26 protein-coding genes and 1 pseudogene (1 of these 27 only partly in view) are annotated in these 20,631 nt (G+C 41.3%); 25 read left to right on the top strand and 2 right to left on the bottom strand.

Going from position 1 to position 20,631, the window contains the following annotated elements; translation table 11 throughout:
• Positions 1–133: 133 nt before the first annotated feature.
• From pstC to phoU, 4 genes are read left to right on the top strand one after another with little or no spacing between them, the layout of a single operon-like run.
• Positions 134–1,039 (top strand): phosphate ABC transporter permease subunit PstC, encoded by a 906-nt coding sequence (gene pstC, locus AT726_RS04830; RefSeq protein WP_068759162.1) that lies wholly within the window; start codon positions 134–136, stop codon positions 1,037–1,039.
• Positions 1,039–2,205: a phosphate ABC transporter permease PstA gene (pstA, locus tag AT726_RS04825; protein ID WP_068759161.1), complete on the top strand. Its 1,167-nt coding sequence runs from the start codon at positions 1,039–1,041 to the stop codon at positions 2,203–2,205. The genes pstC and pstA overlap by 1 nt, the downstream gene beginning before the upstream one ends.
• Before the next feature lie 14 nt (positions 2,206–2,219).
• Positions 2,220–2,972 carry a phosphate ABC transporter ATP-binding protein PstB gene (pstB, locus tag AT726_RS04820; RefSeq protein ID WP_055244310.1) on the top strand — a complete coding sequence of 251 codons (753 nt, stop codon included), beginning with the start codon at positions 2,220–2,222 and terminating at the stop codon, positions 2,970–2,972.
• 20 nt (positions 2,973–2,992) lie between these two features.
• Positions 2,993–3,658 (top strand): phosphate signaling complex protein PhoU, encoded by a 666-nt coding sequence (gene phoU, locus AT726_RS04815; protein ID WP_055244308.1) that lies wholly within the window; start codon positions 2,993–2,995, stop codon positions 3,656–3,658.
• A gap of 245 nt (positions 3,659–3,903) precedes the next feature.
• Here the strand turns inward: phoU and AT726_RS12705 are convergent, their stop codons facing one another.
• Complete coding sequence (locus AT726_RS12705; RefSeq protein ID WP_144436954.1) at positions 3,904–4,083, bottom strand: hypothetical protein; 180 nt, start codon at positions 4,081–4,083, stop codon at positions 3,904–3,906.
• Positions 4,084–4,288: 205 nt separating this feature from the next.
• Here AT726_RS12705 and dnaX point away from each other — a divergent pair, with 205 nt between their 5' ends.
• From dnaX to AT726_RS04760, 12 genes and pseudogenes are all read left to right on the top strand, one after another.
• Positions 4,289–6,085, top strand: a complete 1,797-nt coding sequence (gene dnaX, locus AT726_RS04810) for a DNA polymerase III subunit gamma/tau (protein ID WP_055277481.1) — start codon at positions 4,289–4,291, stop codon at positions 6,083–6,085.
• A 14-nt stretch (positions 6,086–6,099) separates the two neighbouring features.
• A complete protein-coding gene (locus tag AT726_RS04805; RefSeq protein ID WP_055277479.1) occupies positions 6,100–6,405 on the top strand; it encodes a YbaB/EbfC family nucleoid-associated protein in 306 nt (101 codons plus the stop codon).
• A gap of 9 nt (positions 6,406–6,414) precedes the next feature.
• The gene (recR, locus tag AT726_RS04800; protein ID WP_055244302.1) at positions 6,415–7,017 is read left to right on the top strand and encodes a recombination mediator RecR; all 603 of its coding nucleotides are present in this window, start codon (positions 6,415–6,417) and stop codon (positions 7,015–7,017) included.
• Between the two features lie 181 nt (positions 7,018–7,198).
• The gene (locus AT726_RS13565) at positions 7,199–7,387 is read left to right on the top strand and encodes a pro-sigmaK processing inhibitor BofA family protein (RefSeq protein ID WP_158508539.1); all 189 of its coding nucleotides are present in this window, start codon (positions 7,199–7,201) and stop codon (positions 7,385–7,387) included.
• Positions 7,388–7,712: 325 nt separating this feature from the next.
• Positions 7,713–8,150 carry a 50S ribosomal protein L13 gene (rplM, locus tag AT726_RS04795; protein ID WP_055244298.1) on the top strand — a complete coding sequence of 146 codons (438 nt, stop codon included), beginning with the start codon at positions 7,713–7,715 and terminating at the stop codon, positions 8,148–8,150.
• Between the two features lie 21 nt (positions 8,151–8,171).
• The gene (gene rpsI / locus AT726_RS04790) at positions 8,172–8,561 is read left to right on the top strand and encodes a 30S ribosomal protein S9 (protein ID WP_055244296.1); all 390 of its coding nucleotides are present in this window, start codon (positions 8,172–8,174) and stop codon (positions 8,559–8,561) included.
• Between the two features lie 466 nt (positions 8,562–9,027).
• On the top strand, positions 9,028–9,849 hold the full coding sequence (locus AT726_RS04785) for a ParA family protein (RefSeq protein WP_062807365.1): 822 nt from the start codon (positions 9,028–9,030) through the stop codon (positions 9,847–9,849).
• Positions 9,806–10,732: a ParB/RepB/Spo0J family partition protein gene (locus AT726_RS04780; protein ID WP_062807364.1), complete on the top strand. Its 927-nt coding sequence runs from the start codon at positions 9,806–9,808 to the stop codon at positions 10,730–10,732. Before AT726_RS04785 ends, AT726_RS04780 begins: the two co-directional genes overlap by 44 nt.
• Positions 10,733–10,744: 12 nt before the next feature.
• A complete protein-coding gene (locus AT726_RS04775; RefSeq protein ID WP_068759160.1) occupies positions 10,745–11,020 on the top strand; it encodes a DUF5720 family protein in 276 nt (91 codons plus the stop codon).
• A gap of 29 nt (positions 11,021–11,049) precedes the next feature.
• On the top strand, positions 11,050–11,235 hold the full coding sequence (locus AT726_RS04770; protein ID WP_008982210.1) for a hypothetical protein: 186 nt from the start codon (positions 11,050–11,052) through the stop codon (positions 11,233–11,235).
• 208 nt (positions 11,236–11,443) lie between these two features.
• Positions 11,444–12,112 (top strand): annotated as a pseudogene (locus AT726_RS04765) (relaxase/mobilization nuclease domain-containing protein); the annotation flags it as partial.
• 284 nt (positions 12,113–12,396) lie between these two features.
• The gene (locus AT726_RS04760; protein WP_002576327.1) at positions 12,397–12,693 is read left to right on the top strand and encodes a hypothetical protein; all 297 of its coding nucleotides are present in this window, start codon (positions 12,397–12,399) and stop codon (positions 12,691–12,693) included.
• A gap of 80 nt (positions 12,694–12,773) precedes the next feature.
• Here the strand turns inward: AT726_RS04760 and AT726_RS04755 are convergent, their stop codons facing one another.
• On the bottom strand, positions 12,774–13,127 hold the full coding sequence (locus AT726_RS04755; protein WP_002576326.1) for a helix-turn-helix domain-containing protein: 354 nt from the start codon (positions 13,125–13,127) through the stop codon (positions 12,774–12,776).
• A gap of 165 nt (positions 13,128–13,292) precedes the next feature.
• Between AT726_RS04755 and AT726_RS13500 the strand changes: the two genes are divergently transcribed.
• From AT726_RS13500 to AT726_RS04710, 9 genes are all read left to right on the top strand, one after another.
• Positions 13,293–13,490 (top strand): conjugal transfer protein, encoded by a 198-nt coding sequence (locus AT726_RS13500; RefSeq protein ID WP_068759159.1) that lies wholly within the window; start codon positions 13,293–13,295, stop codon positions 13,488–13,490.
• On the top strand, positions 13,480–14,094 hold the full coding sequence (bcrR, locus tag AT726_RS04745; RefSeq protein WP_002576325.1) for a bacitracin resistance transcriptional activator BcrR: 615 nt from the start codon (positions 13,480–13,482) through the stop codon (positions 14,092–14,094). Before AT726_RS13500 ends, bcrR begins: the two co-directional genes overlap by 11 nt.
• Before the next feature lie 190 nt (positions 14,095–14,284).
• Entirely contained in the window at positions 14,285–15,202 is a 918-nt protein-coding gene (bcrA, locus tag AT726_RS04740) for a bacitracin ABC transporter ATP-binding protein BcrA (protein WP_068759158.1), read from the top strand.
• The gene (locus tag AT726_RS04735) at positions 15,195–15,944 is read left to right on the top strand and encodes an ABC transporter permease (RefSeq protein ID WP_002576323.1); all 750 of its coding nucleotides are present in this window, start codon (positions 15,195–15,197) and stop codon (positions 15,942–15,944) included. Before bcrA ends, AT726_RS04735 begins: the two co-directional genes overlap by 8 nt.
• Positions 15,944–16,771, top strand: a complete 828-nt coding sequence (bcrD, locus tag AT726_RS04730) for a bacitracin resistance undecaprenyl-diphosphatase BcrD (protein WP_002576322.1) — start codon at positions 15,944–15,946, stop codon at positions 16,769–16,771. Before AT726_RS04735 ends, bcrD begins: the two co-directional genes overlap by 1 nt.
• Positions 16,772–16,938: 167 nt before the next feature.
• Entirely contained in the window at positions 16,939–17,409 is a 471-nt protein-coding gene (locus tag AT726_RS04725; protein ID WP_068759157.1) for an RNA polymerase subunit sigma-70, read from the top strand.
• 476 nt (positions 17,410–17,885) lie between these two features.
• On the top strand, positions 17,886–18,116 hold the full coding sequence (locus tag AT726_RS04720; protein ID WP_002576320.1) for a hypothetical protein: 231 nt from the start codon (positions 17,886–17,888) through the stop codon (positions 18,114–18,116).
• 84 nt (positions 18,117–18,200) lie between these two features.
• Complete coding sequence (locus AT726_RS04715; RefSeq protein WP_002576319.1) at positions 18,201–19,412, top strand: tyrosine-type recombinase/integrase; 1,212 nt, start codon at positions 18,201–18,203, stop codon at positions 19,410–19,412.
• Positions 19,413–19,557: 145 nt separating this feature from the next.
• A protein-coding gene (locus AT726_RS04710; RefSeq protein WP_002576318.1) for a tyrosine-type recombinase/integrase crosses the window boundary here: on the top strand, positions 19,558–20,631 show its 5' portion. It continues 138 nt past the right edge of the window; the window shows 1,074 of its 1,212 coding nt (coding positions 1–1,074); its start codon is at positions 19,558–19,560; its stop codon lies beyond the right edge, outside the window.

The following is a 20,631-nucleotide window of genomic DNA, read 5'->3' as shown; positions in this document are numbered from 1 at the left end:
ACCCGCTTTGTTAAGGAATTGTTAACAAGCGTTAATTTTCTGTTAACAAAACGTGGTTTTAAAAATTGAGGTGCTACAATTACGTTGTAAATAGAGAGTATTAATTTAGTTTAAATAAAACGAGGTGTTAAGTGTGAAAAAAGACATGACCCTTAATCGTAAACGCGTGTTCTTAGAAAAGTTCTTCCATGTTCTATTTCTATTAGCAGCGCTTTTTGCGGTCATTAGTGTAGCGTTAATTATTATCTTTATTTTTGGAAAAGGGCTTGCGCCATTCTTCCCAAATAATCAATTCGGAACATATAACTTTGTAGACTTTATCACAGGGTTGAAGTGGACACCGCAAAGTGAGGATTATGGAATTGGATACATGATTATCAGTTCGATTTTAGCCACACTTGGTGCAATTGTTATCGGGGTACCGATTGCGTTATTAACATCAGTTTTCATCGCTGAAGTCGCACCAAAACCATTAGCTAACATCGTACGTCCAGCAGTTGAATTATTAGCAGCTATTCCATCAGTTTTATATGGGGTATTTGGTTTTGCGTTCATTACACCATTAGTTAAACAAATTTCTCCATATCCATCAGGGGATTCATTATTAGCGGTTATCGCTGTTTTAACCATTATGATTTTACCGACGATCGTAGCGGTTGTTGAAACATCGATTCGTGCAGTTCCGCAAAGCTATAAAGAAGGATCGTTAGCACTAGGTGCTTCAAAAATGCAAACAATTTTTAAAGTCGTATTACCAGCAGCTAAATCAGGGATTTTAACCGGGGTTATTTTAGGGGTTGGTCGTGCAATCGGAGAAACAATGGCGGTTATCTTAGTAGCGGGGAACCCTGAATCAGGAATCCCACACACAATCTTCGACCGCGTTCGTTTATTAACAACCAACATCGCATTAGAGCAAGGGTATGCAGCGGAAATGCATGAACAAATGTTATTCTCAACAGCTGTCATCTTATTCATCTTTATTATGGTGATCAACTTAGTATTATCACGCATTCAAAACAAGGCAGGTGATCGTTAATGTCTCGTAAACTTAAAGATAACTTACTAAATGGCCTCATTTGGTTGTCAGCAGCGTTCTCAGTTGGGATTTTAATCACCATCGTTGCATTTATCTTCTCAAATGGATGGTCAAAAATGTCATGGGACTTCTTAACGAATGACTATGAATCACAAACTCAATATGTGAACGTGACGAGTCATCAGTCTTACACTGCGCCAAGCTCATTATCAAGTGACGCTTTATTTTCAGAAAACTTAGGGATTGCCATTGAACCAAACGAACATGGTTATGAAGTTGCTTGGATCGATGATCAATCACCAGTAAAAACTGCAAAAAACAATGCAGATGAAGCCTTCCCAGTCAAAGTTGGATACCAACTAGAACAAATTAATGGAGAAGGAGCAAACTTAAAAATTAAAGCTGATACAGATGCAGACGACATCATCAACGCTTTAAATGCAAGTGATACATTAATGATTAAAGTTGTTTCACCAGGTGGAGGAATCTTCCCAATGATCGTCTCAACTTTAATGCTAATCTTAGTTGCCTTACTATTCTCGGCACCAGTCGGAATTTTAGCAGCCATCTACATGGTTGAATACGCAAAACCGGGAAAATTAGTTAACTTAATTCGTTTTGCAACCGAAGTTTTATCAGGAATCCCATCAGTTGTATACGGTTTATTCGGGATGTTAATCTTCGCCAACACCTTAAAACTTGGAATGTCAATTCTATCAGGTGGATTCACACTGATGATTTTATTACTTCCAACAATGATGCGTACAACTGAAGAAGCATTAAAAGCCGTTCCTATGAGCTACCGTGAAGCATCATATGGACTTGGAGCTAACAAAATTCAAACTTTATCAAAAGTCGTATTACCAAGTGCTATCCCAGGTATTTTAGTTGGGGTTATCTTATCAATTGGACGTACAATTGGGGAATCAGCAGCCTTACTATTTACAATTGGAACATTTGCTAAATTACCAGTCAATCCAACAAGTGGGCACCTTTCATTATTTGAAACCGGAACATCATTAACGGTTCGTGCTTACGTTGAAGTGAAAGAATCAGGGAATGTTGAAATGGCAGCAGCTATCGGAATCGTCATCCTTGTCATCGTCTTTACATTAAACTTAATTTCACGCTTAATCTCGAAAAAATTCAGCAAAGCAAACTATTAGGAGAGTGAAAAGGAATGCAACCTAAATTTAACGTTACAGATTTAAACTTATTTTATGGAAACTTCCAAGCCTTACACCACATCAATATCGAAATTCCAGAACGCAAAGTAACAGCATTCATTGGGCCATCTGGATGTGGGAAATCTACATTCTTACGGACCTTAAATCGTATGAACGACTTAATCGAAACAGTCAAAATCACAGGAAACGTGACACTTGATGGAGATGACATCTACTCAGACATCGACGTCATGAAACTTCGTACACGTGTCGGAATGGTCTTCCAAAAACCAAATCCATTCCCAATGAGCATTTATGATAACATCGCTTATGGACCACGTTGCCAAGGAGTTAAAGATAAGAAAAAACTAGATGAAATTGTTGAAAATTCACTTCGTGGGGCAGCGTTATGGGATGAAGTTAAAGATCGCTTAAATAAATCGGCCATGGGATTATCAGGAGGGCAGCAACAACGTTTATGTATCGCCCGTGCCATCGCCATGGAACCAGAAGTTATCCTTATGGATGAGCCAACATCAGCCTTAGACCCAATTGCAACTCAAAAAGTTGAAGAATTGATGGAACAGTTAAAAGAAAAATACACAATCGTTATCGTTACTCACTCAATGCAACAAGCGGCACGTATCTCAGATAAAACAGCCTTCTTCTTAATGGGAGAATTAATTGAATTTGATGATACAGATAAAATCTTTACTAATCCAAAAGATAAACGTACAGAAGATTACATCACTGGACGCTTTGGATAAAAATAAGGGGTGAAAATGGAATGAAAAAAACAAAATTAGAAACAGATTATGAAGTCTTACTTCAAGGTATTGAAAAACTATCAGTCTTAACGATCGGAGCGTATGAAAATACGCTGGAAGCATTAAAAACACTAGACTTAGAAATTGCCTTACAAATCATTAAGCAAGATCAAGATATTGATGACCTGCAAGAAGATATCACAGAAGAATCAACAATCTTTATCATTCGTCAGCAACCGGTTGCCAGTGATTTACGCAAAATCTTAATGGTGATGCGTCTTGCGACTGAATATGAACGTATTGCTGACTACACCAAAAATCTTGCAGAATATATCATCTTAATCAAACAAAATGAATCACTTGAACACTATGAAAAGAATGTGGACAAACTGGTTCGCATGCTAGAAATTGTGATTAACATGTTAAAACTAGTGATGGAAGGTCTTCAAGAAGAAAACAAAGCTAAAATTAAAGAAGCGGCAGACATGGATAAGCAAGTCGATGAAATTTATAATGAATTATTAGCTTCATTAATTACACACATCCAAGTGGTAGATGGAAAAGTCTTCGGGACAGCATATGCTATTCTGATTAATAAGTACATTGAACGTGCAGGCGATCATGTCACAAACATTGCAGAAGAAATATTATACGCCTTAAAAGGCCGCCGCTATCACTTAAACTAATAAAAAAACGCGTAGAGCTCATCTACGCGTTTTCTTTTGGTAACTAATTTCCTTTCCAAGCATACAGCCCCATTAAAATAAGACTGAGCGCCTACTAAATTGGATAACCTAGGATTACGTCCTCAATACTTGAAGAAATTCTTAAAATGGTGAAAATTCAGAAAACATACACGATACAAAGACTCAGAACTGAAAGAATCATCATCACCATCGTTTTCCCGACCGCCGATTGTTCCAACAAGGGACTACATCAACACCAATGATAAATAAGCTGGAATAATCCTATCAAGCATGACGTGGGCATAGTGGATTTGGGTAAAAATACGAAGCGCCTCACCCTCAAAGACATACATGATACCACAAGAAGATAGTGTATAAATCGTCGTAATCAACATCAACGTACGAAGTCCTTTATAAATTCTCAACTGCGACCCTTAGCGATTGTCCAAGACAATCTAATCCATGATTGCTAAGGAATGGCAGGCCTTAAGTTTTTACAATCTAAAAACTTATTTACACTGATATAAAAAAATTTTTTTAAAACGTAAATCTGTAACAAGGCCTCAGACATTGTCAATAATTTATGATATAATCAAGATAATTTTTAAACTAGAGAGTAGGAGTTTTCTTATGTCTTATCATGCATTATACCGCGCTCATCGTCCTCAAAAGTTCAGTGACGTCGTAGGACAAAAACACATCGTAAGAACCGTTCAAAATGCCTTAAAACATGAGCGTTTATCACATGCATATTTATTCTGTGGACCACGTGGGACAGGTAAAACATCAATTGCGAAAATTATTGCAAAAGCTGTTAACTGTATCAACTATCCTACGGCCGAACCGTGTAATGAATGTGTAAACTGTACAACAATCACAAACGGATCAAATGCCGACGTCTTTGAAATCGATGCGGCAAGTAACAACGGTGTCGATGAAATCCGTGAAATCCGAGACAAAGTAAAATACGCCCCAACGATGGGACGATACAAAGTATATATTATCGATGAAGTTCACATGCTATCAACAGGTGCATTTAATGCTTTATTAAAAACATTAGAAGAACCACCAAAACATGTCATCTTCATTTTAGCCACAACCGAACCACACAAAATTCCACCAACCATCATCTCGCGTTGTCAACGCTTTGACTTCAAACAAATCTCAACAAAAGAAATCTACGAACACCTAGTTGAGATTATCAAACAACAAGATTTAGCCTACGAAGAAGAAGCCGTACAACTCGTCTCAGAACTTGCGGAAGGTGGAATGCGTGACGCCCTTAGCTTACTCGATCAAGTCATCTCTTATTCAGATGATAAAATTACATTAGATGATGTGCACGCCCTAAGCGGGACCATTGCCAATCATCAACTCTTACAAATCATCAAAGCAATCGAAGAATTAAACTTCTCACACGTCATCGACTTAATTAAAGACATGACAGAGAACGGAAAAGAACCAAGTCGCATTATTGACGGATTAATCACTGTTTATCGCGACTTACTCGTGTACCAAAAATCACAAATCTCAGTTTCTAACTTACTAACGAACAATCCTATGTTTACAGAGTTAGTAGAGAATCTTAATTCAAATGATATCGTAACCTACCTATTTAAATTAAATAAACTTCAATCTGAATTAAGATACTCTAATCATCCCGAACTCATGCTAGAAGTCGGGCTGCTCAGCTTATCCGATACCAATGATCAATCAGACAACAACAAGGATTACCAAACAGAGATTAACGATCTCAAGCAAGAAATCACCCTACTAAAACGATTAGTTAAAAAAATCGAGCACACAGGACCTGTTAAAGCTGAGCCATCAATTAATAAATCAGATTCACAATTTAAAATGAACCTCTTCAATGAACCAGAAGTCGTTGAACTCAAACTACCTAAAGAACCAGAACCAATCATTCTACCAGAGCACGTCACACCAGAAATGCTAACCATTGAACAAATCCTATCTAAAGCGACAAAAGAAGCTCGCGACCACGTCTTACAAAAATGGGCACAACTCAACCCAATCCTTATGCCGGACTACAAAGAAGTCATCGTCCTACTACAAGACGGAAACGTCGTCGCCGCTTCAGATGAAGGATTTATTTTAACTTATAAACATGAACCTGGCTGCAAACGATTACTACGTGAAGATAATCGAAAAATAGCAGAACAAATTGTGGCCTATCTCTTTGGAAGTCCATATCCATTTAACGTCATGCCAGAAGCTTTCTGGTTAGAACAACGACAAAGCTATATTGAGCAAAAGAAAAATGGTGTTGAACCGCGCTTAAAACAATATAGTCAGGATATTAAAAATGTGATAAATTATAATGAGGAAAGTCAAACTAAAGATAACGGCTTTGTAGAAGACATTGTTAAAATGTTTGGAGCTGATTTAGTTAACATAATCGATGAATAGGAGTAGTGAAGAGTATGAACCCAATGATGATGAAAAAAATTCAAAAAATGCAACGTGATATGGTGAAAGCACAACAAGAAATTGAACAATCAGTATTCACAGGAAGTGCAGCTGGTGGAATGGTAACAGTTGAAGCAACAGGAACAAAACAAATTAACAAAATTACTATTAATCCATCTGTTGTTGATCCAGAAGATGTAGAAATGTTAGAAGACGTAATCTTATTAGCATTAAACGATGCATTACGCCAAGTTGATGAAAAAACTGAATCAACAATGGGTCAATTCACAAAAGGGATGAACATCCCAGGATTATTCTAAGGAGAAATCATGCAATATCCTCAACCCATTACAAAATTAATCGAAAGCTTTAGTAAGCTACCGGGAATCGGAAATAAAACAGCTGAACGATTAGCTTTTCATGTGATTAGTTCAATGAAGGAAGATGACGCTACTACATTTGCTAAAGCATTAATTGATAGTAAACGTCAACTATTCAAATGCCCGATTTGTGGTCATATCACCGATACAGATCCTTGTATGATTTGTGCAGATTCACATCGAGACCGATCAGTTATTGCAGTTGTACAAGACCCTAAAGACGTCATTGCTATTGAACGTATGCGTGGTTTTAAAGGATTATATCACGTGTTAAATGGAGTTCTATCGCCATTAGATGGAATGGGACCTGAAGACATTGGAATTCCTGCATTAATTGAACGACTAAAAGACGAAAATGTAAAAGAATTAATTCTAGCATTAAGCGCCACACTTGAAGGAGATGCCACATCTCAATACATTGCAAAATTATTAAAAAACACAGATGTGAAAGTCACTCGTATCGCACGTGGACTAGAAATGGGACGCTCAATCGAGTATGCTGATGAAGTCACATTAATTCGCGCTCTAGAAGGACGCAGAGAGCTATTCTAATATAAAAAATAGTTACTGTTTTTTTGCAGTAACTATTTTTTTATGTTTAAATTCACATAGAAGCGGGATAATGGCTTAAACGAGATTTGATTACAGTTATATCACTCTTTCTAAATGCATATGATTGTCAATAGGAAGGGAGGTGACGTGTTATAAAGTTAGTATACTTTATAACAGTAATATGAAAGTAATAGGATGGTTAATCAAACGATTCATCATAGGAGTATTTGCACTATATCTATTTAATATAATTGGAGTTTATTTCAGTGCATCAGTTCCTCTCAATTACATTACGTCATTTATAACAGGAACATTAGGGATTCCTGGATTTATTCTTGTATATGTTTTAACTAAAATAGTCTTAATTTAAAGTGGGTACAATTGTATCCACTTTTTATATGATAAACAACCAAAATTTGAGTGTTCATATCTCGCAGTTATGATGATATAATCATTGAGTAAATTAGTGTATTCATTCAAGAAAAAAGGTTTTAGTCATTATTTTGTATTTATTCTCGAAAATCGCGAATAAATAATATAAAAAAGAATAATTATTTCTAAAACCACTTGAAAAAAGTAATACTTTGGGGTAAAATAGCTAACGGTACATTTTCTTTATTTTCACAAGAAAATTTGAGCCCCAGCGAATTTTCATATGAAAAATAACTTAAGCGAAAGAAGTAGGAGGCAGGACAATGCGTACAACATTTATGCAAAAATCTCATGAAGTAGATCGTAAATGGTTCGTTGTTGACGCTGCAGATAAAACTTTAGGACGTTTATCTACAGAAGTTGCAACACTTTTACGTGGAAAACATAAACCAACATTCACACCACACGTAGACTGTGGAGATTACGTGATCATTATCAATGCTGATAAAATCACTTTAACTGGAAACAAATTAGAAAACAAATTATACTACCGTCACTCAGGATACCAAGGTGGATTAACAGTTCGTACAGCTAAACAAATGCGCGAAAATACACCAGAGCGTATGTTAGAGTTATCTGTAAAAGGTATGTTACCAAAAGGACGTTTAGGACGTGCAATGGGTAAAAAATTATTTGTTTATGCTGGATCTGAGCATCCACATGCAGCACAAAAACCTGAAGTTTACGAACTTCGTGGATAATTAAGAGGGAGGTAACACTATATGACAGTACAATACTTAGGAACTGGTCGTCGTAAAAGCTCAGTTGCACGTGTACGTTTAGTACCTGGAACTGGAAAAGTAATTATCAACGGTCGCGAATTTGAAGATTATATTCCTTCTGCAGCAACTCGTTTAGATATCATGCAACCATTAACATTAACTGAAACAACTAACCAATATGATGTATTAGTAAATGTTAACGGTGGAGGATTAACTGGACAAGCTGGAGCTATCCGTTTAGGGATTTCTCGTGCATTATTACAAGTTGATGCTGAATACCGTGGAACTTTAAAACCAATCGGATTATTAACTCGTGATTCACGTGCTAAAGAACGTAAAAAATACGGACTTAAAGCAGCTCGTCGTGCACCACAGTTCAGCAAGAGATAATCTGCTGTTCAAACCGTATCAAAATGGTTCAAAAACCCCGGAAAATCAAGGTTTTCCGGGGTTTTACTGTATCTAAACGGGCTGATATGGTTTGACCAAATTTGGCAAATCAAGAGCCGTTTTCACCCAATTTTTAGTGGTTAAATATAGGACAACCGGCAAAAATGGGGGTAAAAAAAGGGGTTAGTGGTTAAATTATAGGACAACCGAGAGCCGATTTTGGGGGTGTTTTTCGTCCCTCCTTTCCCTCGTTTTGGGCTGTGGCAGTTTGACATAGTTTGACCTAATTTGAATAATTGAATATGAATTTGATATAGCACTCAGTATAAAATGACTGGGTGCTTTTTTCATTTCAGGAACTCGTATTCCGGCGATAGAAAGAGCCGTCACTTCACTTTTTATTTTGGAGTGGCGGCTTTTTCTATTTCCAGAAGCAACAGCAACAATTAGAAATGAGGTGAAGTCAATGAACACGCAAATCATTGCCATTGCCAACCAGAAGGGCGGCGTTGGCAAAACCACTACCTGTGCCAATCTTGGAATCGGTTTGGCGCAGGCTGGAAAGAAAGTCCTGCTGATCGACGGAGACCCGCAAGGTAGCCTGACGATCAGCCTGGGCAATCCTCAGCCGGACAAGCTGCCCTTTACGCTGTCGGACGCTATGGGGCGTATCTTGATGGATGAGCCGCTTCGTCCCGGCGAGGGTATCCTGCACCACCCAGAGGGTGTAGACCTGATGCCTGCGGACATCCAGTTATCCGGTATGGAGGTATCCCTGGTAAATGCCATGAGCCGTGAGACTATCTTGCGGCAATATCTGGACACGCTGAAGGGGCAATACTCCCATATTCTCATCGACTGCCAGCCCTCCCTGGGGATGCTCACAGTCAATGCGCTGGCCGCTGCGAACAGGATCATAATTCCCGTTCAGGCGGAGTATCTGTCCGCCAAAGGGCTGGAACAGCTGCTCTCCACGGTAAACAAGGTAAAGCGGCAGATCAACCCCAAGCTCCAGATAGACGGTATCCTGCTGACGATGGTTGACAGCCGAACCAACTTTGCCAAAGAGATCTCCGCACTTTTGCGAGAGACCTATGGCAGCAAGATCAAAGTATTCGGCACAGAGATTCCCCATTCTGTCCGGGCAAAGGAAATCAGCGCAGAGGGAAAAAGCATTTTTGCCCATGACCCCGGCGGCAAGGTGGCAGAGGGCTACAAAAATCTGACGAAGGAGGTGTTGAAACTTGAAAAGCAGCGCGAAAAAAATAGAGCTGGCCTCGGTAGATGATCTGTTCTCCACCGAAGAAGGCCGCCAGGATGCAAAGCTGGAAAAGATTCAGGAAATTCCGTTGTCTGAACTGCATCCGTTCAAGAACCACCCATTCAAAGTCAAGGATGACGAAGCAATGATGGAGACCGCTGACAGTATCAAGCAGTATGGCGTTCTGGTTCCGGCCATTGCCCGACCGGACCCGGAGGGTGGCTATGAGCTGGTAGCCGGACACAGGCGGCACAGAGCCAGTGAGCTGGCAGAAAAGGAGACTATGCCGGTCATTGTTCGGGATTTGGATGATGATGCCGCCACGATTATTATGGTTGACAGCAACTTGCAGCGAGAAAGCCTTCTTCCAAGCGAAAGAGCATTTGCTTATAAAATGAAGCTAGATGCCATTAAGCACCAAGGAGCCAGGACGGATTTAACTTCGGCCCAAGTTGGGCCGAAGTTGACTGCGGCAGAAAAAATCGCGGAGAACAGTCCAGATAGCAAATCACAGATTAAGAGATTTATCCGTCTGACAGAGCTGATTCCTGAATTGATGGATATGGTGGATGAAAAGAAGATCGCCCTGAACCCTGCCTATGAGCTGTCCTTTCTTAAAAAAGAGGAACAGGTAGACCTGCTGGACGCGATGGACAGCGAACAGGCTACCCCTTCCCTTTCCCAAGCCCAGCGGCTCAAGAAATACAGTCAGGAGGGGCATCTGACCCTCGATATGATGCGCGTCATCATGGGTGAGGAAAAGAAAAGCGATCTGGATCGAGTGACATTTACCTCTGACACCTTGCGGAAGTATTTCCCCAAAAGCTATACGCCCCAGCGGATGCAGGAAACCATCATCAAGCTACTGGAGGCATGGCAGAAAAAGCGTCAGAGAGACCAGGAACGATGAAAGGAGCCGCCTATGAGGGATATTTCAGCCCGTGAGCTGAAAGGACACAACATTCTCGCCGTAGGGAGGTTTTGGGATAATACCCGCTGGATGATCGAGTTTTCCGTCCTGCGTCCCAGCACTGCTTACGGCAGCCCCGGAGATGAAATGCGGTTGTTTTTGACTGAGGACGGGTATCAGGCCGCCCTGCAAAGCCAGCAGCGCCGGGAGATCAAGATCAAGCGTTACGCTCGTGTGATTGAGGGACATATCCTCGATTTCAAACCGGGAAAACGCCGCCGCTCATAAACCCATACAACGAAAGGAAAGGAATGACTATGTGTACGGTAAAGGAAATTCAAGAAGCAATCCGGGAAGATTGCAAATCTCAGCATGACATGGATTCAACGGATATTGACCGCGTGATGCAAACACTTCCTTTCGCCCAGGAGGAGCCATTTACAGAGGCGCGTCCCCAAAAGCCGCTGTTTTGGTTCTATGCAAGAAAATTTGAAAAGCGTTGAACACCGCAATTCTTTGAAATGAGGATTGCGGTTTTTTGTACCCAAAATTCGGAAGGAGTGAGGTCGATGGCCGTTTTTCGCATTGAACGGACCCGTGATTATACCGTGATGAGCAATCATCATTTACGAAATGCAAACCTGTCGTTAAAAGCCAAGGGGCTGCTTTCCATGATGCTGTCGCTGCCGGAGGATTGGAATTACACCACCCGTGGAAGAATTGCGGGCAGTTCTCTCCGGGAAGAAAGCGCATACCCCACGAAAGAAAACAGTCACACAGGCAGAGCCGCCGAAGGTCAATCTGCTGGTGGACATTCAGGCAAAATTGCAGGCAGGAAAAGGTGCTGGCTATGCTCGTTGGGCCAAGGTTTTCAATCTGAAACAAATGGCACAGACCATGAATTACTTGTCAGAGCATAACCTGCTGGAGTATGCGATTTTAGAAGAAAAGGCTGCGGCTGCCACGGCACATCACAATGAGCTTTCGGCGCAGATCAAAGCGGCTGAAAAGCGCATGGCAGAGATTGCTGTTTTGCGTACTCACATCGTAAATTATGCCAAGACCCGTGAGGTCTATGTGGCATACCGCAAGGCCGGCTACTCTAAGAAATTCCGGGAAGAACATGAGGAAGAAATTCTGCTCCACCAGGCTGCCAAGAATGCCTTTGATGAAATGGGAGTCAAGAAGCTGCCTAAGGTTAAAGAGTTGCAGACGGAGTACGCAAAATTGCTGGAAGAAAAGAAAAAGACCTATGCCGAGTACCGGCGTTCCCGTGAGGAAATGCGGGAGCTTTTGACGGCAAAGGCCAATGTGGATCGAGTGCTGAAAATGGAGGTAGAACAGGATGTTGAAAAAGAAAAAGACCACGGCCAGCGGTAAGCTGGTCCTGGTCAAAAGCGTTCGCAGAACGCGCAGCCACAGAATGAAATTCTGTGTTCAAAGGGGCTTGGGGGCGCTGCCCTCAACAAGCAAGCGGAGAGAAAAATCATGGAGGGATTTTGCACTCTGCGGGTCGGTGTGTATTAACACCGGCATTGCTTGCCACTTTTGTTCGCAAACAATATCCGTATCCTTTACACGATGATTTACTTTTATTATCATAGTCGTAATAAGTATATAAACTACTTACATATAAGCACCTAAAATATGAAAGGGCTGATAAAATGATGACCTTTGAAAAGGTTTTAGAAGTATTCAACGATTACCTAAATAAAGATAGTGTTTTGGAGGTGGTGAACACTAAGCGAGGATACACCGTTATGATTTGGGATGAAAAAGATGAGCAATGGTTTGGTGTGGAACATTGCAAAGCCCCCGAGCTTTTACGGGATGCCTTACTTGATGGCTATCGTGATTTTTTAGAGCAACAACTTACTCATAACCGCAGGAGTTTAACCGAAACAGAAATCTTAGATATTCAAAACCGATGTGAACAGCTTTATGATTTGTGTGGAGAATAAAAAAATAACCTAAAAAGTGCGATAGCCTGTGTAGGTGTCGCACTTTTTTCAGTTGGCTTGGCTTACGAAAACAGCGTTAATTATTCCGCAGTTTCTCTTGCCTTTTTCAAGCCTTGAGCCGTAGCTTCCATCACGATAAGCTCCTTTTCTTCCATATCATTCAACAGTACATCAACTTGTTTGCGGCGATTGTTGTCGCCATCTTCATTGCATGGAAAAAAGAACTGGTCTACAGAGATGTCAAGCAAGGTAGTAATGAGATAAAATTTGTTAAGCCTTGGGTGCTGCCCCCTGTTCTCTATATACATAATAGAGCGTGGCGTAAGGTCTACCAGTTGGGCAAGATATTCCTGTGTCCACCCTTTTGCTTCCCGAGCTTTTTTTATCGCTATACCTAACGGCTTAAAATCAAGTTTTCTTTCATCTTGGTACATTTTAATATCATCCTATATCATTGTACATTTCGGGTGATGATATTTGAACGAAGTATGATTTTATGTTTAGTAGTGTATAATTTCGTATTAGTGGAGAGAAACTTGCTATTATTCGTCATTCCGTATATAATAATTATATACTCTTTGCGAAAGGAAGTTGATATTATGAATTACATTTCTGTGAAAGCCGCTTCTGAAAAATGGGACATATCGGAAAGACGGATACAAAAATTATGTGAGGAAAATCGCATTGACGGAACTGAAAAATTTGGTCGTGCATGGATGATACCAAAAGATGCAGAAAAACCCGTTGATGGACGTATGAAAACAAGGAACAAACAGGAGGAGAATCATGGAATTTAATGAAAAGCTACAACAGCTTAGGACTGGAAAGAACTTAACGCAGGAACAACTTGCGGAGCAATTATATGTATCAAGAACAGCCATTTCAAAATGGGAAAGCGGCAAGGGTTACCCTAACATTGAGTCGCTCAAGTGTATTTCTAAATTCTTTTCTGTGACCATAGATGAACTGCTATCGGGCGAAGAACTGATTACACTTGCCGAAACTGAAAATCGTTCCAACTTGAAAAAAATTTACAGTTTCATTTATGGAATATTAGATATGATGGCGGTTACTTTTATACTTTTGCCGTTGTATGGTAACCTTGTTGACGGATATATTTATTCTGTCAATCTACTTTCATTTACAGACACTACCCCAATATATCTTGCAATCTATTGGATTGTTTTTATTGTTTTGATTGCACTTGGGATAGCGAAACTGATGTGTGTTTGTTTTGAAAAGGAATCATGGAGCAACATAATCACAAAATGCTCTCTCGTGCTGAGTACGCTTTTTATCTGCTTCTTCGCTGCGGCAAGACAACCCTATGTAACCGCCCTTATGTTTCTGCTATTTGTTGCTAAAATATTTGTCTGGATAAAGCAAACCCAAACAAAGTAAAATGCCATAAACCCTTTAAAATAGGCTCTGACACGATAAGTGTCGGAGCTTTTTTCGTGCTGACATCTATTGTGTCGGCATTGTGACGGTAGATTTCTTGGCTTCTATGCAATACTCGTGGATAATCGTGGATAATAAGATTGTGGTCAGCGAAAACAAGAACAGCAACCCACGGAAAGGAGAATCAAATATGGATTATATCATTGAAACAGAAAATCTTACGAAGCGATACGGAACAGCCACCGTTGTCGATAAGGTAAATCTTCATGTGCCAAAGGGCAAAATTTATGGTTTGGTCGGCAGAAACGGAGCAGGCAAAACCACAGTAATGAAAATGATGTTGCAGCTTGCTTTCCCAACGGAGGGAACGGTACGCTTGTTTGGCACAAACTATAAGGAAAATATCCATACCCTTTATAGCAAAGTAGGCTCTATTATCGAAACACCGGGATTTTACAGTAATTTAACAGGGTATGAGAATTTGCAAATTCTCGCTAAACTGCGAGGGGGAGTATCTAAAAGTGGAGTAGAAAAAGCTCTTGAAGTTGTGGGGCTGCATAAGGAGAAAAGAAAAGTCTTTTCCGATTATTCCCTCGGAATGAAGCAACGGCTTGGTATTGCCGCCGCCATTATGCACGAGCCGGAGCTTTTAATACTTGACGAACCGATTAACGGACTTGACCCCATTGGAATAGTTGAAATACGCTCATTTTTATCTGAACTTAGTCACAATCATGGCATTACCATTTTTATCTCAAGCCATGTTTTAAGCGAGATTGAACAGATAGCAGATATTATCGGCGTTATGCACGAGGGGCATTTAGTAGAGGAAGTGAATATATCCGAGCTTCACAAAAGGAATCGAAAATACATTCAATTTGATTTATCTGACAGTGAGATAGCCGGAAAGATTTTAGAAAACCACTACCACATGACGGATTTTACAGTGCAGGACGGTACGGTGAGAATTTATGACTTTAGCCAAAGTGTTGGAGAAATCAATCGAGAATTTGCACGAAATGGACTGCTCGTGACAAGGATAAATGATAGTGAGGAAAACTTAGAGGACTACTTTTCTAAACTGATTGGAGGTGGCGGTATTGCTTAATCTTATTTCTTGTGAATTATTAAAACTAAAGCGTTCAAAAATGGTGCTAATTAGTGTGGCAGGGGTATTATCTACCCCACTTTTGATGTTAATAGAAGCCTTGCAAACACATTTTGATAAGCCGGAGATTATCTTTACCTTGTCTGACATATACAGCGACAGTGTACTGTATATCATGCTGCTGGTAAACATTATGATATATGTGGCAATTGCAGCTTACTTGTTTAGCAGAGAGTACACAGAAAGCACCCTCAAAACCATATTGCCCATACCCATTTCAAGGACAAAACTATTAATTGGAAAATTTTGCACCCTGCTTCTTTGGATTGTTATGCTAACCCTTGTAACATGGGCAGGTATATTTATCGTTTGTGGGCTATATGACGCTGTCTTTACATTGGAGGGATATAGCTTACTAGTGGCAATAGTATGGCTCCCCAAGTTTTTGTTTGGCAGTATCCTGATGTTTTTAACAGTTTCTCCTTTTGTGTTTGTTGCTATGAAAACAAAAGGATTTGTCGCCCCGATGATTGGCTCTGCCGTGATTGTCATGGGAAGTGCCGCACTTTCAAATCAAGAATGGGGAGCGTTGTATCCGTGGACAGCCACCTATTTCTTGGTGCAGGGTAAACTTCAGAGTACCGGCTATCCTACACTGCTGTCTGTATCTATTATTATTCTTGTATCAGCAGTTGGTTTTCTTATGACCTTTCATCATTTTAAAAAGGAGGATTTGAAATAATGGTACTTGATTTTATAGAAATTTTAAAAGTTATTTTTCTTGGAATTGTTGAGGGTATTACTGAGTGGCTACCTATCAGCAGCACAGGACATATGATTCTTGTGGACGAATTTATCACACTTAATATGAGCGAAGCATTTAAAGAAATGTTTTTTGTTGTTATTCAACTTGGAGCTATACTCGCAGTGGTTGTAATGTTTTGGAACAAGATGTTTCCCTTTCAATTTAAGAACAAAGCACAGTCAATTGTTAAAAAGGATACTTTCTCGTTGTGGTTCAAGGTTGCGGTAGCTTGTGTACCGTCAGCTATTATGGGGATTCTATTTGATGATTATTTGGATGCTTACCTCCAAACCCCCATTGTGATTTCAATCATGTTAATCTTTTATGGTTTGTTATTCATTCTCATAGAAAATTGGAATAAAAAGCGTACTCCTACTACTATGGCACTTTCTGACATCAGCTATAAAACAGCAATCTTGATAGGGGCATTTCAAGTGTTATCACTTATACCCGGCACATCACGGTCGGGAGCAACGATTATAGGTGCTTTACTCATAGGAGTTTCACGAGTGGCAGCAGCAGAGTTTACTTTTTTCCTCGCAGTACCTACTATGCTTGGAGCAAGTGCTTTTAAGCTGTTAAAATTCGGGTTTGAATTTACAAGTGCAGAACTGCTCGCTCTTGTTCTCGGTATGGCTGTGGCATTTGCGGTATCTGTCTTAGTAATTAAATTCCTAATGAACTTTATCAAAAAACATGATTTTAAGGTGTTTGGTTGGTATCGAATTGTGCTTGGTATACTTGTTGTACTTATAAAATCTTAATAATGCGTTTTCTTTGTGCGCGAATAAAAATGCCAGCTGGTCCTTAAGATCAGCTGGCATTTTTGTTTCTGGGGATGGAAAACAACCCAGAGATTCTCGTTGTCGATCTCCTCCTGATTTTAGTTTGCATGGTGAATTTTGCAAATTGAATCTACAGGAGGTTAATAATGGGATTTAATTATGGATATGAGAAAAAGAAGTTTGATAGTAGATGGAAGCGTTTAGAAGTTGAGTATTGTGATGCAGGGATGAGCGAAGAACAGATTGCTGCCATGAAAGAATATGACTGGGCATGGTTTTGCAGTCAAAGGGTTTTTCAAAACCATACGCAACCAATACCTTGTGAACAATATGATGAAGTATGTGGTCAATCACAGCTGTTCCGAAAGTTTGCATCGTTATCTTATCAATGGGATGTTGATAAGATTGATCAAACGCGATATGGATGGTTGGCTTCGGTGGAAAACGAACAACTACTGTTGAGATTGAAGAAGCTGTCGAAGAAAGGTTTGGAGCTATTGACATTACTTTTTGTGGATGGTTATCGTCAAATTGATGTAGCACGTCTTTGGCATTGTTCCAGAAGTGCTGTTGCACAAAGATTTAAAAAAATAAAAAAATTTTTGAATAACACTTAACAAATGAAGCGTATCAGTGCCTACCCATTGAGGGAAGAACATTCTCCCAATGTGGAGCTTGACAATTTCATAGACGGCATTTCCGGTACATAACCTATGTACGAGCGAATCAGGCACGCCGCGAAGATGGACAGCCCCAGGAGGTGATGAATAGGACTGTTCCGAGCGATCCACGTCAGCCTGATACCCGAAAGTGGCATTTCAGGGCGCGATGACTGCATAGGGGTTAAAGATACTTCCTCACGGCCTCCTAAAGACTTGGGGGGAACTCTGCGGCGCACGAGTAAAACGACGCTGTGGAGTTATGACAGCCGCGCCAGCGGAGACCGGAATGTCCCCATCGCCAGGGGTGCGTGGCAAATGTGGCGAGTAAATTTTTCAAAGTCAGATACCATGCGCTGACAGCTTCGGTTGCCAGCGCATTCATGTGATTTTGAAAGCAACAACCACATCTTTGACAGAAAGGGGGACCACCTATGGAAAAATTGATTTCGCGGAAAGAGGCTGCCAAATTACTGGGGATTAGCATTGCCACTTTGGATGCAGCTCGAAACAGTGGGCTAATTTCCTATGTTCAGTATGTGCAAAATGGTTGCGTGTACTTTACAGATGCTGGCCTTCAGGAGTATATCGCAAAATGCACCCATCGTGCAAAGCCAGTGGAAAAAAGCGCTACATACCGCAAGCTGCGAAGTGTCCGAGCTTGAGCTGTTCCGTATCCTTGCTGGAACCTAATATGTCTGATAAAACAAAGGTACAGCGCTGGACATTATTCTTAGGAGGTGACGGAATTGGCAAAAAGAAAAAGGGCAATTCCTCAATATGGTACGGTCGTGCTTAACGGCATTGAATATTATAGAACCAGAGTCGAAGATTCGGATGGAAACAGAGTGGCGCTTTATGCAAAGACGCCCGAAAAGCTTTATGACAAGGAACTGGAGGCGTTAGAGCAGATTGACAGTACTACGTTTCGTCGAAGATCGCCTACGGTTGCTGAGTACTGTGAGAAGTGGCTACTGATGCAGTCCGTCCATGTTCGGGCCACCACCTTGACAGATTATACCTCTAAGGTGCGGCGGCACATTATTGGAGGGCTGGGAGACAAGAGAATGGCTGATGTATCCCTGGATGACATCCAACTTGCCCTCGTACCTGTTTCCAAGAAGTCGGCTTCGGTTTATAAGTCTGTGGTGATTCTCTGCAAGTCCATTTTCCGGGCGGCCAAGGAGAGCCATGTGATTGACGAGGACCCGACCATATACCTGGATGCAAAGGGAGGAGTTCCCCAGGAAGAAAGACAGGCATTGACGGATGAACAGGTTGAGCGGCTTTTGGACACGATCCGGGATTTGCCGCCCTATGTATTTGTGATGATCGGTTTATATGCCGGTCTGCGCCGGGAAGAAATCCTGGCGCTGCAATGGGATTCTGTGTATCTGGATGCAGAGGCTCCGTACTTAACGGTACGGCGGGCATGGCACACAGAACATAACAGGCCGGTCATTCTTACCGAGCTAAAGACCAAAGCGGCACAAAGAAACATTCCTCTCCCGGTCTGTCTGGTTGAATGTCTGAAAGATGCAAAGAAAAAATCCACTTCGGATTATGTGATTGCCAATCGGGACGGTGATCCGCTATCCTATACACAGTTTAAGCGGCTGTGGCAGTATATTGTGACGCGGACTGCAAAGCCGAGAATGGCCAGAAAACTTGTGGACGGAAAGTATGTAAAATATATGCTTTACCCGAAACTTGGAGAAAAAGCCAGGAATAACGGCCATGTGGTATATAGCCTGGATTTTGAAGTGACACCGCATCAGCTGCGGCACACCTACATCACCAATCTGATTCATTCTTCGGTGGACCCCAAAACGGTACAATATTTGGCGGGCCATGAAAGCAGCAAAATCACGATGGACATTTACGCAAAGGTCAAATACAACAGGCCGGATGATCTTGTCAAAGCAATGGGCTGTGCCTTTGACTTATGGGACGCTGTGTAAGTTCCGAACAATTCAGAAAATGAAGTAAGAGCGAGACAAGGATGTCTCGCTCTTAGTTTTTCCTTGGCCGTATCTTTGATTCAATTTGAAATCTCTGATAAAAAGGAGGTGTAGATACATCACCACGCGAGAAAGGAAATTAATTATGGCAAAGAAGAAAAAAAACATACCTCAATATGGAACCGTCACACGAAAGGGTGTCCTGTATTACAGAACCCGGATTCTGGACGCAGACGGCAAGCAGGTGAGCTTGTATGGGACTACCTGCGAGGAACTGTACGATAAAGAGCAGGAGGCGAGACGCCAGGTAGCGGAGATCATCTTCCACCGGGAGCATCCTACTGTGGCCGAGTATTGTGAGAAGTGGCTGTTGATGCAATCCGCAAAAGTGTCGCCGGCTACACTGAAGGGCTACGCCTCCAATATGAAGAACTACATTATCAAGCCTTTGGGAGATATGTATATGGAGGAAGTAACAGCGGATGATATTCGTCTGGCGCTGATCCCATTGTCCAATAAGTCCGAGAGCCTGCACAATACGGTGAATATGCTCCTCAAGTGCATTTTTTACTCGGCAGAGCGGAGCCAGTTGCTGGAATACAATCCGTGTGAGGGGATTTCGGCAAAAGGAGGGAAACCGACCCAAAAGAAAGATTCGCTGACAGACCAGCAGGTGGAAGTGCTGCTGGAAACCGTCAAAGGACTTCCGCCGTATCTGTTTACCATGATCGGCTTATATGCCGGTCTGCGCCGAGAAGAAGCTCTCGCCTTGCAATGGGATTGTGTGTTCCTCGATGCACCCACTCCATATATCTCTGTGCGGCGCGCATGGCGATCAGAGCATAACAGACCGGTTATCTCTACAACGCTTAAGACGAAAGCAGCAAGAAGGGATATTCCCATTCCCAAATGCCTTGTGAATTGTCTGCGGGAAGCCAAGGCTGCCTCCAAATCGGAATATGTGATTGCCGATAGTGAGGGACAGCCCTTGTCATATTCGCAGTTCAAACGTGTCTGGCAGTACATCGTTGTTCGGTCTACCAAGGAGCGTACCTATTATAAGTATGTGAACGGACAGAGCATCAAGTACACTGTTCAGCCGAGTCTGGGAGGACATCAGAAAAACAATCCCAACATTGTGTATAGCCTGGACTTCGATGTGACACCGCACCTGCTGCGGCATACCTACATCACCAATCTTCTGTATGCAGGTGTTGAC

The organism is Turicibacter sp. H121 (assembly GCF_001543345.1).
GTDB classification, from domain to species: domain Bacteria; phylum Bacillota_I; class Bacilli_A; order MOL361; family Turicibacteraceae; genus Turicibacter; species Turicibacter bilis.
The sequence above is the reverse complement of the archived record's forward strand: the minus strand, read 5'-3'. Positions and strand labels throughout refer to the sequence as shown.